The organism is Methanobacterium sp. CWC-01, assembly GCF_030323845.1.
GTDB lineage: Archaea > Methanobacteriota > Methanobacteria > Methanobacteriales > Methanobacteriaceae > Methanobacterium > Methanobacterium aridiramus.
The window spans coordinates 276,947-291,918 of the sequence record NZ_CP040735.1; the positions used below are offsets into that span (position 1 = coordinate 276,947).

Annotated in this window: 17 protein-coding genes; 5 read left to right on the forward strand and 12 right to left on the reverse strand. The window is 46.7% G+C overall.

Annotation, left to right across the window (positions count from 1 at the left end):
• The first annotated feature begins 204 nt into the window (after positions 1 to 204).
• Together FGU46_RS01390 and FGU46_RS01395 are read left to right on the forward strand one after the other, a co-directional pair.
• The gene (locus tag FGU46_RS01390; protein ID WP_286475775.1) at positions 205 to 1,260 is read left to right on the forward strand and encodes a hydroxymethylglutaryl-CoA synthase; all 1,056 of its coding nucleotides are present in this window, start codon (positions 205 to 207) and stop codon (positions 1,258 to 1,260) included.
• 28 nt (positions 1,261 to 1,288) lie between these two features.
• Positions 1,289 to 2,440, forward strand: coding sequence for an acetyl-CoA acetyltransferase (locus FGU46_RS01395; RefSeq protein ID WP_286475777.1), 1,152 nt, complete (start codon positions 1,289 to 1,291; stop codon positions 2,438 to 2,440).
• A 78-nt stretch (positions 2,441 to 2,518) separates the two neighbouring features.
• On the opposite strand, the gene FGU46_RS01400 is transcribed toward FGU46_RS01395, so the two are convergent.
• The 12 genes from FGU46_RS01400 to FGU46_RS01455 all read right to left on the reverse strand — a co-directional run bounded on the left by FGU46_RS01400 (position 2,519) and on the right by FGU46_RS01455 (position 12,548).
• Positions 2,519 to 2,845 (reverse strand): rhodanese-like domain-containing protein, encoded by a 327-nt coding sequence (locus FGU46_RS01400; protein ID WP_286475778.1) that lies wholly within the window; start codon positions 2,843 to 2,845, stop codon positions 2,519 to 2,521.
• 190 nt (positions 2,846 to 3,035) lie between these two features.
• The gene (thsA, locus tag FGU46_RS01405; protein ID WP_286478476.1) at positions 3,036 to 4,619 is read right to left on the reverse strand and encodes a thermosome subunit alpha; all 1,584 of its coding nucleotides are present in this window, start codon (positions 4,617 to 4,619) and stop codon (positions 3,036 to 3,038) included.
• Positions 4,620 to 4,772: 153 nt separating this feature from the next.
• Entirely contained in the window at positions 4,773 to 5,507 is a 735-nt protein-coding gene (locus FGU46_RS01410; RefSeq protein WP_286475781.1) for a transglutaminase-like domain-containing protein, read from the reverse strand.
• A gap of 368 nt (positions 5,508 to 5,875) precedes the next feature.
• Positions 5,876 to 6,385 carry a hypothetical protein gene (locus tag FGU46_RS01415; RefSeq protein WP_286475783.1) on the reverse strand — a complete coding sequence of 170 codons (510 nt, stop codon included), beginning with the start codon at positions 6,383 to 6,385 and terminating at the stop codon, positions 5,876 to 5,878.
• 38 nt (positions 6,386 to 6,423) lie between these two features.
• Entirely contained in the window at positions 6,424 to 6,993 is a 570-nt protein-coding gene (locus FGU46_RS01420) for a phosphatase PAP2 family protein (RefSeq protein WP_286475785.1), read from the reverse strand.
• A gap of 45 nt (positions 6,994 to 7,038) precedes the next feature.
• Entirely contained in the window at positions 7,039 to 8,085 is a 1,047-nt protein-coding gene (asd, locus tag FGU46_RS01425) for an aspartate-semialdehyde dehydrogenase (RefSeq protein ID WP_286475787.1), read from the reverse strand.
• A gap of 63 nt (positions 8,086 to 8,148) precedes the next feature.
• Positions 8,149 to 8,970 carry a 4-hydroxy-tetrahydrodipicolinate reductase gene (gene dapB, locus FGU46_RS01430; protein WP_286475789.1) on the reverse strand — a complete coding sequence of 274 codons (822 nt, stop codon included), beginning with the start codon at positions 8,968 to 8,970 and terminating at the stop codon, positions 8,149 to 8,151.
• A 76-nt stretch (positions 8,971 to 9,046) separates the two neighbouring features.
• On the reverse strand, positions 9,047 to 9,940 hold the full coding sequence (dapA, locus tag FGU46_RS01435) for a 4-hydroxy-tetrahydrodipicolinate synthase (RefSeq protein ID WP_286475791.1): 894 nt from the start codon (positions 9,938 to 9,940) through the stop codon (positions 9,047 to 9,049).
• Positions 9,937 to 11,157, reverse strand: a complete 1,221-nt coding sequence (locus FGU46_RS01440; protein WP_286475793.1) for an aspartate kinase — start codon at positions 11,155 to 11,157, stop codon at positions 9,937 to 9,939. The genes dapA and FGU46_RS01440 overlap by 4 nt, the downstream gene beginning before the upstream one ends.
• 13 nt (positions 11,158 to 11,170) lie before the next feature.
• Complete coding sequence (locus FGU46_RS01445) at positions 11,171 to 11,386, reverse strand: 30S ribosomal protein S17e (protein WP_286475795.1); 216 nt, start codon at positions 11,384 to 11,386, stop codon at positions 11,171 to 11,173.
• 3 nt (positions 11,387 to 11,389) lie between these two features.
• Positions 11,390 to 11,683 carry a chorismate mutase gene (locus FGU46_RS01450; RefSeq protein WP_286475797.1) on the reverse strand — a complete coding sequence of 98 codons (294 nt, stop codon included), beginning with the start codon at positions 11,681 to 11,683 and terminating at the stop codon, positions 11,390 to 11,392.
• Positions 11,676 to 12,548: a shikimate kinase gene (locus FGU46_RS01455; protein ID WP_286475799.1), complete on the reverse strand. Its 873-nt coding sequence runs from the start codon at positions 12,546 to 12,548 to the stop codon at positions 11,676 to 11,678. The genes FGU46_RS01450 and FGU46_RS01455 overlap by 8 nt, the downstream gene beginning before the upstream one ends.
• A gap of 124 nt (positions 12,549 to 12,672) precedes the next feature.
• Between FGU46_RS01455 and sppA the strand changes: the two genes are divergently transcribed.
• Genes sppA through cbiD form a run of 3 tightly spaced genes read left to right on the forward strand, consistent with a single transcriptional unit; the run spans position 12,673 to position 14,956 of the window.
• Positions 12,673 to 13,590 (forward strand): signal peptide peptidase SppA, encoded by a 918-nt coding sequence (gene sppA / locus FGU46_RS01460; RefSeq protein ID WP_286475801.1) that lies wholly within the window; start codon positions 12,673 to 12,675, stop codon positions 13,588 to 13,590.
• A gap of 26 nt (positions 13,591 to 13,616) precedes the next feature.
• Positions 13,617 to 13,874 carry an MJ0307 family thioredoxin gene (locus FGU46_RS01465; protein ID WP_286475803.1) on the forward strand — a complete coding sequence of 86 codons (258 nt, stop codon included), beginning with the start codon at positions 13,617 to 13,619 and terminating at the stop codon, positions 13,872 to 13,874.
• 5 nt (positions 13,875 to 13,879) lie between these two features.
• On the forward strand, positions 13,880 to 14,956 hold the full coding sequence (cbiD, locus tag FGU46_RS01470; protein WP_286475805.1) for a cobalt-precorrin-5B (C(1))-methyltransferase CbiD: 1,077 nt from the start codon (positions 13,880 to 13,882) through the stop codon (positions 14,954 to 14,956).
• Positions 14,957 to 14,972 lie beyond the last annotated feature (16 nt).

Genomic DNA, 14,972 nt, shown 5'->3' on the forward strand with positions numbered 1-14,972 from the left:
ATATATAATTAGGAAGGGGGAGGGTTGATAACGATAGTACCAAGCCATATCCCGGTGTCACTGCCAGGGTGAGGGTTAAGCTTTATAAGGTGTTTATACTATATTTTATCACTGTATTTTCTAAAGCAAAAATTAGGATTTATTTACTTGTTGAACTAAACTAAGAGTTTTGTTAATAATCTATCAACACGGTCGTGATATTACATGGCAGGAATTGTAGGATACGGAGTTTACATACCCTTCTACCGGATCAAGGTAGAGGAAATAGCTAAGGTATGGGGGGATGATCCCCGTGCCATTTCCCGGGGACTGGTGGTACAGGAGAAGTCTGTACCCTCCCCCGATGAGGATACCGCTACCATATCGGTAGAGGCAGCCCGAAATTCACTCAAAAGGGCCAATATCGACCCACAAAAGATAGGAGCCATATATGTGGGGTCGGAATCACATCCTTACGCAGTCAAACCCACCGCAACCATAGTAGCCGATGCTGTGGCCGCTGCACCGGAACTGACGGCAGCGGATTTAGAGTTCGCGTGTAAAGCCGGTACCGCAGGTATACAGGTTTGTATGGGCCTGGTTGATTCAGATGCAATTGAATACGGACTGGCCATTGGTGCTGATACTGCCCAGGGAGCCCCCAGTGACGCTCTAGAGTACACTGCCTCGGCAGGGGGAGCTGCCTACGTTATAGGTAAAAATAACACCCTGGCCGACTTTGAAGGCACCTACAGCTTCACCACCGACACCCCCGACTTCTACCGGAGGGAAGGTAAACCCTACCCCCGACACGGAGGACGATTCACTGGTGAGCCAGCCTACTTTAAGCACGTATTATCGGCGGCTAAGGGAATGTTTGAGAAGATGGGTACCGATGCCTCCGATTATGATCATGCCGTTTTCCACCAGCCCAACGGTAAATTCTATATCCGGGCGGCCCGGAAGCTGGGCTTTAACGAAGACCAGTACCAAACCGGACTTTTAACACCCTACATTGGGAACACCTACTCCGGTGCAACTCCCCTGGGATTAGCCGCTGTTCTGGACATCGCCCAACCCGGAGATCGGATTATGGCTGTTTCCTATGGATCCGGGGCTGGAAGCGATGCCTTCAGCATCACAGTAAATGATGACATTGAACAAAAACGGGACCTGGCTCCTAAGGTGCAAGAGTTGGTGGAGAATAAGAGTTACGTGGATTACGCTGTTTATGCCAAATTCAAAGGAAAACTGAGGATGGCTGGATTAACACAGCATTAATATTAAGATTTAAATGGAGGAATCATAGTTGAGAGATGTTGCCATTATCGGGGTTTCACAGACGAAGTTTGGGGAGCTCTGGGACATTTCATTTCGGGATCTAATTTCCGAGGCCGGTTTAAAGGCCATTGAAGACGCAGATATTGAAGGAGCCGATCTGGAGGCCATGTTCGTGGGAAACATGTCTGCTGGTTTATTTGTCCAGCAAGAACACATAGCATCACTGATCGCGGACCATACAGGTTTAACACCATTACCCTGTGCCAGGGTGGAGGCGGCCTGTGCCTCAGGAGGTTTAGCCCTCCGGAATGGTATCATGGCTGTGGCCTCCGGTTACCATGACGTGGTCATATCGGCCGGTGTGGAAAAAATGACCGACGTGGTGGATCCCACCCCCGCCATTGCCACTGCCTCTGACCAGGAATGGGAAGCCCAGCAGGGAGTTACTTTCCCCTCCCTGTACGCCATGATGGCCCGCCGGCATATGCATGAGTATGGGACCACCCGGGAACAACTGGCCATGATGTCCGTGATTAATCATAAAAATGGGGCATTAAACCCCCTGGCCCAGTTCCCCATGGAGATCACCGTGGATCAGGTCCTGAATTCCAGCCTGGTAGCCGACCCTCTCCGACTTCTGGACTGTTCTCCTGTTACTGACGGGGCCGCGGCAGTTATACTATGCCCAGCAGAGGATGCTCGTAAGTACACTGACACACCCGTGTACGTTAAGGCCTCAGCCCAGGCCTCGGGAACCATCGCCCTGCACGACCGTCCGGACATAACCACCATCGATGCTACGGTCAACGCCGCCAGAACCGCCTATAACATGGCTAAAATGGAACCTAAAGACATACAGGCCGTGGAGGTCCATGACTGCTTCAGTATCAATGGACTCCTGGCCATCGAGGATCTGGGCTTCGTGGAAAAAGGCCAGGCTGGACCAGCCATCGAGGATGGAGTAACTGAAAGAGACGGTCGTATACCAGTAAATCCATCTGGAGGTCTTAAATCACGTGGTCACCCGCTGGGTGCTACGGGTATTGCACAGACTGCCGAGATTGTCTGGCAACTGCGTGGGGAAGCTGGTAAAAGGCAGATTGATGGTATAGAAATTGGTATGACCCATAACATTGGTGGTACTGGTGGTACCGCTGCGGTTCATATCTTCTCTAACTGAAAGAGCCTGATTTAAAACAAACAAGTGGGGGAAAATAAATTCCCCTAAATATTATTTTTTGACTTTAAAAAGGAATCATTATTCTCGAGGCAAGCCACAGGCCACCCAATTGGTGAAGCCCTTATCCATGGTGCAAATATTTTTAAATCCCATTTCTTCCATTACTTTGGCAGCCTTAGCACTTCTAACCCCGGAGCGGCAGTAGACTAGGTAGGATTTATCCCGGTCCAGCTCCTCCAGGTTTTTCTGAAAGTCGGGTGACTGGAATTCAATGAGAACACAGCCCTTCACATGTCCTTCTGCATGTTCAGCCGGGCCCCTAACATCCAGTATCATAAAATCAGGGTCTTCATTATGTTCTTCAATTAATTCAAAGCACTTTTGGGGGTTTAGATTTGTTGCCATGGTTACACCTCACTAACATTACTGATAGGTTTATGTTAATACGGTGTGGTAAAAATAAGTTTTGACAAAGAAATGAAAAAAAGGACCCAAAACGATTTTTTATATCATTAATCAGAAGAATATTCTAAATTTATAAAATAACCCTTTTACAAAGAATTTAAAAAATTAAAAAGAGGTAAGTCCAGGGGACTTACATCATTGGGGGCATTCCGCCCATTCCGCCCATGTCGCCCATGTCTGGTTCTTTGCTACCAGAGGAAGCTATGACGTCGTCGATCCGTAGGATCATTTCAGCGGCTTCGGCAGCGGATTGGATGGCCTGTTTTTTAACCCGGTGAGGTTCAATTACGCCAGCCCGGTACATATCGGTGACTTCTCCTTTGAAGACATCCAGTCCCATGTACAGGGATTTTTCGTGGGCAGCTCGCAGGTCCACCAGGGCGTCGATGCTGTCTTGTCCAGCGTTTTCAGCCAGGGTTTTAGGTACAACTTCCAGGGCTTCTGCAAAGGCAGAAACAGCTAATTGTTCCCTTCCACTTATGGTTTCTGCATATTCTTTAAGGCCTTTGGCTATGGAGATTTCAGCTGCTCCACCACCGGCTACTACTTTACCGTCTTCCACGGTGGCAGCAACTACTCCGATGGCATCTTCCACGGCTCTTTCTATTTCATCCACTACGTGTTCGGTGGAACCACGGATTAAGAGAGTGACGGATTTAGGATCTTTGCATTCTTCCACGAAGATCATCTCTTCACCGGAGATCCTTTTCTCGGCTACTGAACCGGCATCACCCATATCATCGTAGGACAGGTCTTCGATGTTGGTAACTACGGTGGCTCCGGTTGCTCGGGCCAGTTTTTCCATGTCGGATTTTTTAACCCGTCGAACGGCCATGATTCCGGATTTGGCCAGGTAGTGCTGGGCCAGGTCGTCGATTCCTTTCTGACAGAACAGTACGTTGGCTCCGGCGTCTTCGATTTTGGCCACCATGTCCCGAATCATCTGTTCTTCCTGTTCGATGAAGGCCTGCATCTGGGCTGGGTCGGTGATCCTGATCTCAGCGTCCACTTCGGTTTCTTTTACTTCAATGGCACTGTTGAGGAGTGCAATCTTGGCGTCTTCCATCTTTTTGGGCATGCCAGGGTGTACTCTTTCTTTGTCGATGATTACGCCGTTGACCAGTTTGGAGTCATCTATGGTAGCTCCGTCTTTCTTTTCGAGTTTTATGTGGTCTTTGTCAATTTCACCGTTGTCTTCTACTTGTTTAACGGCACCTACCACCAGTTCAGCCAGTGGTTCCCGGGCTTTTTCGGTTCCTTTTCCGGTCATGGCTGTCATGGCCACTTTCAGTAGGGTGTCTCGGTCATCGGCATCGATGGCGATGACGTTTAGAATTTCCTGGGCCTTTTCAGCTGCTTGTCGGTATCCCATGGCCACAATGGTGGGGTGGATGTCCTGGTCTAACAGGTTTTCAGCTTTTTTTAAGAGTTCACCGGCGATGATAACTGCAGTGGTGGTTCCATCCCCCACTTCGTCTTCCTGGGTCTTGGCTACTTCCACCAGCATCTTGGCAGCCGGATGTTCGATGTCCATCTCTTTGAGGATGGTCACTCCATCGTTGGTCACTACGATGTCACCTAAACCATCAACCAGCATCTTGTCCATTCCTTTAGGGCCCAGAGTGGTCCTTACAGTTTCTGCCAGAACTTTTCCGGCTAATATATTCATTCTTTGAGCATCTCTTCCTAGTACTCTTGAAGAACCCTCAGGCATTATAATAATAGGTTGTCCTTGTCCTTGTCCTAATTGTGCCACATAATCACCTCAATTTTTTGTTGGTAATCGAAGGTGGGTTAGAGGTTATATAAATAATTTGTGATCATATTTTCACCTACTTAAATTGAAAAAGAATGAAAAAAAAGGAAATTAGAAGGGTAATGAAGTGTATATGCCCCTTAATTTCCACGAACCCGTGTTCCAGTTTCTTATAACTCCAAAGTCATTTTTATTATTACTGGCATCGGCAATGATCCATCTTCCATCCACATAGATATCTGCCCAGACGTGTCCCGTGGTGACGTTGGTAAAAGTACACGTACCGTGTCTGTATCGGGCTGGAAGTCCCGCTGCTCTCGAGAGGGCCACTATCATATGTGCCATGTCACAGCAGTTGGCGGTCCTCTGCTCATATACTCCCACAGCTCCTTTTCGGCTGTTGTAGTACCAGGAGTAATCTACGTATTTTTCAGTCCATTCATAAATGTTATGGGCCTTTTGGTAGTTAGTAAGAGGTTTTAGAGTACCATTGGTATCATTAGAAGGGGTAGGATTGGTTAACTGGTAGGCCAAGGCCTTGATGTTGGGGTCATTGGACTGGCAGTTACGGGTGGCCACCTTGTACTTTTTCAGAGGATCCACCTTGCGATATTTCACATATCTTTTTCGGTAACGGACTTTCCGCCATTTGCCCCGTATCTTTTTCCATTTGTATACATAGCGATATACGTAGTATCTTTGATAAGATGCGGCGTTAACGGTGTTCAGATTAGCATCGGAACCAACTACCGATGGACTTTTCCCTGTAGAAACAACTTTGGAGTCGGTATTTACCATATTTTGGCTTTTTAAAACTGCCGTTATAGATATAAGGCAAATTGTCATGGCCAAAACCAAAAACAATCCAATTGCAGTTTGTCGCTTGATTGTACCGCCTCCATACTCCCCGAGTGGTTAAAAACACTCTAGGTATATTTTGGGTAATAAAGATCAATATTATCTGACATATATAATTTTTGGAGCCAATCATAAAATTGACATTAGAATACACTCTAATGGGGGTGGAAAGTTGGAACTTATTGATCAACTAGTAGGCTCCAAATCGTATTTTCAAAAAATAACCAAACAACCATTATGGTGTTTTAGAAATTGCGAAAGAAGATCATCTGAAAAAATAAAATTCATTCGACAGAAAAATGACGAAATAATAATGAAAGGATGAAATACATGAAATGAAAATCCCACAGGAAGGGTCATTCTCTTTCAATCTTCTTCCAGAGAACCTGATCATCGCGTTGTGTGGACTGAAAGTAACCCTTACGTTCCAGGTTTCGAAGGGCATGCTCGAAGTTATCGCTGGTGAGTTCATGAAAACCTATTTCCCGGATGTGCTGGTAGAGATTTTCCATTAATTCCTCGCCATCGGGAAGTAAGAGATATATCTGGGTCTGGAAGGAAGTCAGATCCCTTTTTGGTTTGGAAGTAACTGCCTGGAAGAGTTTTTTTATCTTAAGAAGTTCTCTGATCTCTTTATCCTTCTCCTTTATGATGCTATCGAGTTCCTTTATCCTTTCTTCCTTCAGGCGAATTTGTTCCTGATGGTTTTCCTTGTATTTTTCTTTCAGAACCAGTTCCTGGCCCTGAAGCTTAGATGACTCTTTCTGACACTTTTTAAGCTCAATTTTTAGTTTACTAATCTCCAGTAGGCAGGCCTTCACCAGCTGCCTCAATTGTTCTCGTTCGGTATCCTTAAGAAAGGCCATATCTATCACGCTATGATTTATTTCTATCCATATGTTATTTATGCATCCAAATAAGTTTTAAGCTTTAGGATGTTTCCCATTATGGGACCTTCCCAATGTTTAACCACCAGGGCGCATGAAATACCGAACAGTGCTCCGAAGATCACATCCAGTGGGTAATGTACTCCCAGATAGATACGTGAAAGAGCTACTAATACTGCTAATCCAATGAAGATATAGACGTATCCATATTCCAGGCCAAAAATGGTGCAAGCAGTGAACACCGCCACCGAGTGACCTGAAGGAAAAGAATGACCATCTTCCGTAGCGACCACCCTCACCTGATCCAGGATGGAGTAGGGCCGGGGGCGGTCGATAATAATTTTGAGAAATTCAGTCAGAAACCATCCTATACCCAAGGCTATTAAACACAGAACAGCCACTTTACGTCCCTTTTCTCCACCGAAAATGAAAACCATGACACAAACCATTAACCAGAACAGGGGAATGCCCAGGTTGGTAACTACCAGCATTAAATAATCCAAAACTGGGTTTTCGAGTCCCAGATTAATGTACAATAAAAGACCCACATCCCATTGATAGATGATCCCAGTTAATAACTCTAACATTTGGATTTTCCCTATTTTATTGGCAAAAAAAAAGGTTTTGAATACCTACATTATCTCATTGATAAGTTCAGCATTCAGAATTGAGGCTCCAGCTGCACCTCGAACCGTATTATGTCCTAAAAGAACATATTTAAGACTTTGTGGGAAAACATCATCCTTACGGACTCTTCCCACCGTAACTGCCATTCCCCTCTGAGTGAGACGATCCATCCGTGGCTGAGGACGATTATCCTCCTCACGAACTATTACTGGTGTGGAGGGAGCAGAGTACAGGCCAAGTTTTTGGGGCAGACCTTTGAAGTTTCGGAAGGCGTTTTTAACATCTTCCACAGCAAAATCTTCCTCCATCTCCATGAAAACTGCTTCAGTGTGTCCATCCACCACGGGTACCCGGTGGCAGGAAGCACTAACACCAAAAGATGCAGGAGTGACAGTTTCTCCATCGAAGTCTCCCAGGAGGTGCAGGGTTTCACTTTCCATCTTCTCTTCTTCTCCACCTATGAAGGGCACCAGGTTGTCCAGGATAGCCATGGAGGGAACCCCATTATATCCTGCGCCGGATACAGCTTGCATGGTAGATACGTAGACTCTCTGAATATCAAATTCATCATACAGAGGTTTTAAGGTCATAACCAGAGCTATAGTTGAACAGTTAGGGTTGGTTACAATAAAGCCATCCCATCCCCTGTTTTTCCGCTGGTTGTCAATGAGCTCCAGGTGCTCCGGGTTAACCTCCGGTATAACCAGTGGGACATCGGGCTCCATCCGCATGGCACTGGCATTGGAAGCAACACCCATACCGGCCGCTGCGAATTGAGGTTCAACTATGGCGGCATGTTCAGTAGGGAGTGCAGAGAATACTATTTCCACATCCTTAACCTGGCTGGGGTCGGTGTCCACCACCACCATGTCCTGAACAGCCTCTGGTATCTGACTGTCCAAATGCCAGGTAACCGCATCCTGGTACCTTTTACCAGCGGACCGGGCTGAGGCGGTGAGGGCGGTGATCTTGAATTTGGGGTGGCCAGAAAGTAGTTCTATAAATCTCTGTCCCACCATTCCTGTTGCTCCTAATACACCTACATTTACCATCTTTCTCACATCCTTACATTAATGAATTTGTTCTCACTTATCCATTCTTTAATTCTTTTTTTATTATTTTAATCCCAGTACATCGGCCATGCCACTTATTTTCCCCTTTTGGGCACCATTAACATAGCGAAGGGCCTTTATTACCCCGCTAACAAACACTTGCCGGCTGTGGGCCCGGTGCACTATCTCCAGGCGTTCTCCGTCCCCGGCAAAGATCACGGTATGATCCCCGACGATATCTCCACCCCGGACGGCATGGATACCTATTTCTTCCCTAGTGCGCTCTCCCACCATTCCCTGCCTTCCGTAAACCCCCACTTCATCGGGCTTCCTCTCCAGGCGTTGGGCTATGAGTTCAAAAGCCGTTACTGCTGTTCCGGAGGGAGCGTCTCTTTTATGGTGGTGGTGAGCCTCGATGATCTCCACGTCATAGTCCGGGAGTAGGCCAGCTAGTTCTTCCACCATCTTAAAGAAAACATTAACTCCAATGGACATGTTGGAGGATATAACCGCTGCCACCTGATTTTCCTCTATTACCCCTTTAATAATTTCCAGTTCCTCGTCACTGAATCCAGTAGTACCCACCACCAGGTTCACACCGGCCTGGGCCGTGGTCTTTATGGTATCTAGTGCTGCACTGGCTATGGTAAAGTCTACCAGGACATGGGGCTTCTTTTCCTTCAGGGTGTCCTGGAGGTTCTCAGCCCCAGTGATCTTCACCCCAATCTTGCCCATACCCATGGTCTCTCCCACATCCTTACCTTCTAAGGGGGTGTGGGGAGCTTCAATGGCTGCTGCCAGCCTCATATCGTCCTGTTGGAGGATAGATTTTATGATCTTGGATCCCATCCTACCCCCTGCACCTGTTACCGCCACGTCAATCATTTTTTTGTCTCCTATTACTAACTGGATTATAAAAAATAAAAAACCAATTAAAAAGAATTTAAGCCCAAATGGGTACTTAAATTAGTTCCAGGTCCTTTAAGACCTTACGAACCTTTTCCCGGTTTTCATCCTTGAGGGATGCCAGAGGCATGCGCACATGACCGGCAGGACGACCTATCATGTTCAAGGATTCTTTAGCTGGTACCGGGTTTGATTCAACAAACAATATCTTCATCAGATCATAGAGCTCATAATGTAGGTCCATGGCCCCTTTAAAGTCTCCTTCCAGTGCCAGCCGCACCATGCGGCTCATTCTCTCTGGGTCCACATTGGCCACCACACTGATGACACCCCGGGCCCCCTGACTGATCATGGGCAGGGTGAGGTTGTCATTTCCGGATATAACTTGGAATTTATCCTCCAAACCCAGTTGCTGGATGATCTGCACTTCCTGGGAAACCTTGTCCATGTCCGGATTGGCTTCTTTGATGGCCACCACATGTTCCAGTTGGGCCACCTTGCCTATGGTCTCCACGTCGATATCGGTACCAGTCCGGGAGGGCACGTTGTACACTATTAATGGTATTTCGGTGGCGTCGTTAAGCATACGGTAATGTTCATAGAGTCCGTGTGGTTGGGGTTTGTTATAGTAAGGAGTGATGACCAGCGCGGCATCAGCACCAGCGTCTTCTGCATACTGAACCAGACCCAGAGCTTCCTTAGATGAGTTACTGCCTGCTCCAGCTATGGCTTTTACCCGCCCGTTCACTTCGTCCACCAGGATGTCCATCATCTTCCTCTGTTCTTGGTGGGTTATGGTGGCGGACTCACCGGTGGTTCCGGCAGCCAGTAAGCCTTCGACTCCATTATCCATCAAATAGTTGATGTTCTCTCGCATTCCCTCTTCATCCACCTCATCACTGGTGGTGAAGGGAGTTATCATGGCTACTGTGGTTCCTTCTAATTTCATTCCAAGACGCTCCTTACCATTTCATAAGCTCGCTTACCATCATTCCAGTCCACAAAGAGTACTACTGAAGTCTGACTGGATGATATTTCCACGATATTGATCTTGTTTTTCCGTAAAGGCTCGGTGATTCGGGTGATAATACCCGGAGTATCAATGAAATCCTGACTGTTAACGGTGATCATGGATATATCTCTCCCCAGGGATAGAGAACTCATATCCGGGTGTTCCACCACCACTTCATGTAATATTTCATGGGCCGTGTCTGCGGTGGACTTATCCACAAACAGGGTTATGGAGTTCTGTCCAGTGGATATTCCGTAGATGTTTATACAGTTATTTTGCAGGGCCCGGGTGAGCTCAGCCAGAATCCCCACTTTGGTCATCATCTCTTCCCCCACCACGGCAATGATGGCGATGGGTTCGTTGTTGATGGTGGTGGTCCTTAACATTTCATCACCTGATGGACCTATAATTTCAGTTCCAGGGGCAGAAAGATCCCCATGTTCAAATCCGATTATTTTAGCATTGATTTTAGGATCTTTATAACGTAATGCGTGGGGGTGCAGTACCTGGGCTCCGTGAGTGGCCAGGTCTCTCATTTCCTCCACAGAGATTTTGTCCAGTTTCTTGGCAGAGGTTAACTTGTTGGGATCAGTGGACATCACCCCTCCCACATCGGTGACGATGATTACCTCTTCTGCCTGGAGACAGTGCCCCAACAGGAAGGCGGTAATATCACTTCCACCCCTTCCCAGGGTGGTGACATTTCCTTCCTCATCTTTTCCCAGGAATCCACAGACTACAGGTATTATACCCTGGTCCAATAAGTCCCGGAGCCCTTGAGATCTCTTTTCCGTTTCTTCAAAATCAATCTGGGCGTTTAGATAATTACTATCCGTGATTACCGGCCAATTTTCCATGTGGGGATCCATGTATTCGGACTTGACACCCAGGGATTCTATGGTGGATGCGAAAACACGTACACTGGTGATTTCACCCATGGAAACCACATCAGCCATTTGTTTTTCGGTTATGGATTCTCCGATAGCTCCCTCCACTACCTGCAGAATGTCGTCGGTGGTCTTATTTATGGCCGAAACTACCACCACCACTTTACGGCCCTGCATGTACTCCTTAACCACAGATTGGGCAGCTTTCCTGATCCGATCTCCATCTCCAATGGATGTTCCGCCGAATTTGGCCACGATGATTGCCATCCCCAACCTCCAGTTAGGCTTCTGATCTAACCAGCGGGCTCACATATCCCTGCTTTACCAGACGGGTAATGTAACCTGCTATTTTATTCCTAAGGTGTTTGGTACTTACTGTGGAACATTCTTCCACCATTTTTTTGTTTTCGTCGAAATCAGTAGTGAATTTACCGGGATAAGTTTCAATTAATTCTTTAGCAGTTCTTTTAACGAATGTGGTTCTAATATTACCCATGTTCTACCTCTTTAATATTTTTTTCTGTTCTTTCTTGCTCAGACTCGTGAGAATCTTCATGATCTGACTAAGACTGGTCGGGTCTATTTTTTTCTCTCTGGCTATTTCTCTTATCTTTTTTTGAATGTATTCTTCCCTTTCTTTGTCTTCAATTTCCATGTCCAGCACCATCTTGGCCTGGACAATCTCTCCTGCTAGAAAGGTGCGCTGGGCGATGAGTTCTATGATCTCATGATCCAACATGTCAATCTGACGCCGAGAATCTTCCAACCGTCTTAGAGCCTCTACCCTATCCATCTAAAATCACCCTGGTACCCTGGTTGTCCACTTCAGTGCGGATAACCCTTCCTGGATACGATTTCCAAACCTCTTCCACTTGGTCAGCCGCTTCATCACCTGCTAAAGCAACAAATGACGGGCCAGTTCCGGATAATCCTGCTGCACGGGCACCTGCTTCCAGGGCCTCCAGTGCGATTATGGGTTTGAACCCCAGGGCAGCACAATAAAGTAATCCGTTTAAGGTTAAGGCCCCATAAAGGTCACCTTGAAGGGCTTCCTGAAAGGCCATTTTTACCCAGGGGGCTAAGAGTTTCATCCTGGCCACATTAGATTGGGCAGTCGGTGACTTTCTATGGGGCATGTATATTAATATATTTTGCCCCTCCATGTTCTCTTTTCTAATAATCTCACCAGCCGGGTTGTTGGTGATGGAGAGACCACCAAAAAAAGAGGCACTAGCATCATCCAGGGCCCCGGTAATGGTGACCCCCGCCTCCAGAGAAGCATCTATTCCCATCTTTAAAATTTCCATAGAACTTAATGTATCCTTTTCAATTAGACCCTCATTATACAGGGCCTCCAATGTGGCCATAACCACTGCATTGGATGTGGCACTGGAAGAGGACAGTCCTGATGCCACCGGCAGGGTGGATGTAGTTTTTAAATGGATCCCGGTATCCAGTTCAAATCTGTCCAGGACTTTATGAGCACATATTTCCATAAGGGAGGTATCCTTTACCCCCTCTGCGAAACATTTAACTCCTGAACCTTTAAGCTGGGCCTCTGCAAACACATACAGTTGTATGCCAAATGCGGCCCCACATCCAGTGGCAATTGCATTTATTACCGTAGCAGAACCTGGTGATTGTACTTTAAATGTCAATTTATCATCCTCTTTAGAAGAAGGAATGGCTTTAAACCTCCTGTAAGTATTTATATATTAAATAGGAGAAGATTAATAAATACATCGATATAACGATTTCCATTTTCTAAAATAGGTTGCAACCATGAAGCAGAACAATAAACTTGTTTTAGGCCTTATAGCAGCAGCAGTTTTAGTGATAATGCTCCTTACCTTAGGGGCCATCCTTCTTCTGGGCAGTTCAGGAAGCATATCCCTGGGTGATACTGTGGCTGTGATCCCCCTGGAAGGTGAAATTGCTTATGGAGAGTCTAACATCCTAGAAGGACAGGTTGCTAATCCCGAGAGTATTGAGAACAGTTTAAGGCAGGCCGAGGAAGATCCCACTGTAAGTGCTATATTACTGGAGATTAACAGCCCAGGAGGATCACCAGTAGCCAGTGAAGAGGTCATGTCCTCAGTGAAAAACTGTACAAAACCGGTAGTGGTATGGATCAGTGATCAAGGAGCATCTGGAGCCTACCTGGTGGCATCAGCAGCTGATAAAATAGTGGCCAGCCCTTCTTCCATCGTGGGAAGCATAGGCGTTATACTGAGCTTAACTGATCTTTCAGAACTCTACCAGAAGATGGGAGTGAACAAGTACTCCATAAAGGCGGGTGAATACAAGGATATGGGTGCTGATTACCGCAATCTCACATCCAGCGAGCAGAAGATGTTACAAGAAATGGTGGACCAGGACTACGACTATTTCATCCGCCTGGTGGCTCTAAATAGAAATCTAAATGAAAGTTACGTGCGAAGCATAGCCGAAGGAAAAATATATACCGGAAGCCAGGCCAAGAATTTAAAGCTGGTGGATGAGACCGGTGGAAAAAAGCAGGCCCTGGATCTGGCGGCTCGACTGGGCGGTATATCTGATTCCTACCGGGTGGTTACCATAACCCCCTCTCAGGATCTGGAGGATGTTATAAACAGCCTATCCACCAATGCAGCCTACGCCCTGGGAAAAGGAATTGGAAGCTTCATGGAGAAAGGCGCAGTTGAATATAATATAAGTTAGAATTATACTATTTAATAGGTGAAAAAATGGTTGTCAAAGTTGAGGTCTTCACATCCCCCTCATGTCCTTACTGCCCCATGGCAGTACAAGTGGTGGAAGAAGTAGAAAAACAAATGCCAAACGATTTAGAAGTTGAAAAAATTGATATAATGGTCGACCGGGAAAAGGCCATCGAATACGGACTGATGGCCGTGCCAGCCATAGCCTTAAATGGCGTGGTACGCTTCGTAGGTGCTCCCAATAAAGATGAACTATTATCGGCCATAAAAGAAGAAATAAAATAAGTATCATGGAAAGAGAAGGTCAGGGACAGGAGTACAGTATTACCACCGGAACCGCAGCAGCAGCCGCGGCAGTGGCCGCCCTGCTTTCTCTGGAACGTGTTGTTGTATCTGTTCCCATTGAAACTCCCCTGGGAAAGTTAGAAGTACTGGTTGAAAATTCAAAAAAGTTGGGACCCAACCAGGGCCAGGCCACGGTACGAAAGATGCCTTACCCCGACCTTGATGTTACCCAGAATCTTGAAATACAGGCTGATGTACAACTAAAAAATGAACCGGGTGTAATAATTAGGGGTGGTGATGGAGTGGGTACCGTTACCAAGCCTGGACTGCAGGTGGCCGTAGGAAAAAAGGCCATCAACCCCGTTCCCCTGGCCATGATTCACAATAACCTGCGAAACATCCTCCCCGAAGGAAGGGGGGTGGAAGTTACCATTAGCATCCCCCAGGGTAGAGAAGTGGCTCAAAGAACCATGAATCCCCGTTTGGGAATTGTGGATGGCATATCCATACTGGGAACCACGGGTATCGCCCGTCCCATGTCCCAGAAAAGCTACCAGGAGTCCCTGAAGTGTCAGCTAGACGTGGCCCTGGCGGAGGGATATGAAGAACTTATTTTTGTACCGGGAAATATAGGGGAGAGACTGGCCCGGGATCTTCTGGATGTTGAAGAGGACCAGATCATTCATATGGGGAACCATGTTGGTTTTATGCTCCAGGAAGCACATGAACGTGGCTTAGATCATTTGATTCTTCTGGGACATGCCGGGAAACTGGTGAAACTGGCAGCTGGTATTTTTAACACCGAACATAAACGGGCGGACGGGCGGAGAGAAGTGATAACTGCCCATGCCGGGCTTATGGGTGCTTCCAAACCAGTCCTGGAACTTATTTTTAACTGTAACACCACCGAGGAGATGATCAGAATCCTCCGGGAGGAAGGTTTGGTCCCGGAGGTGTTCAACTCCATCTCCAATTCCATCCGTAACCGTGTCCAAGTGGCATACGGGATCAAATTGGATGTTTTAATTATGGAAATGGATGGAACCATATTAAATAAAAACCATCAGGTACCAATTGGCTGATTAAGGGAATTATCAG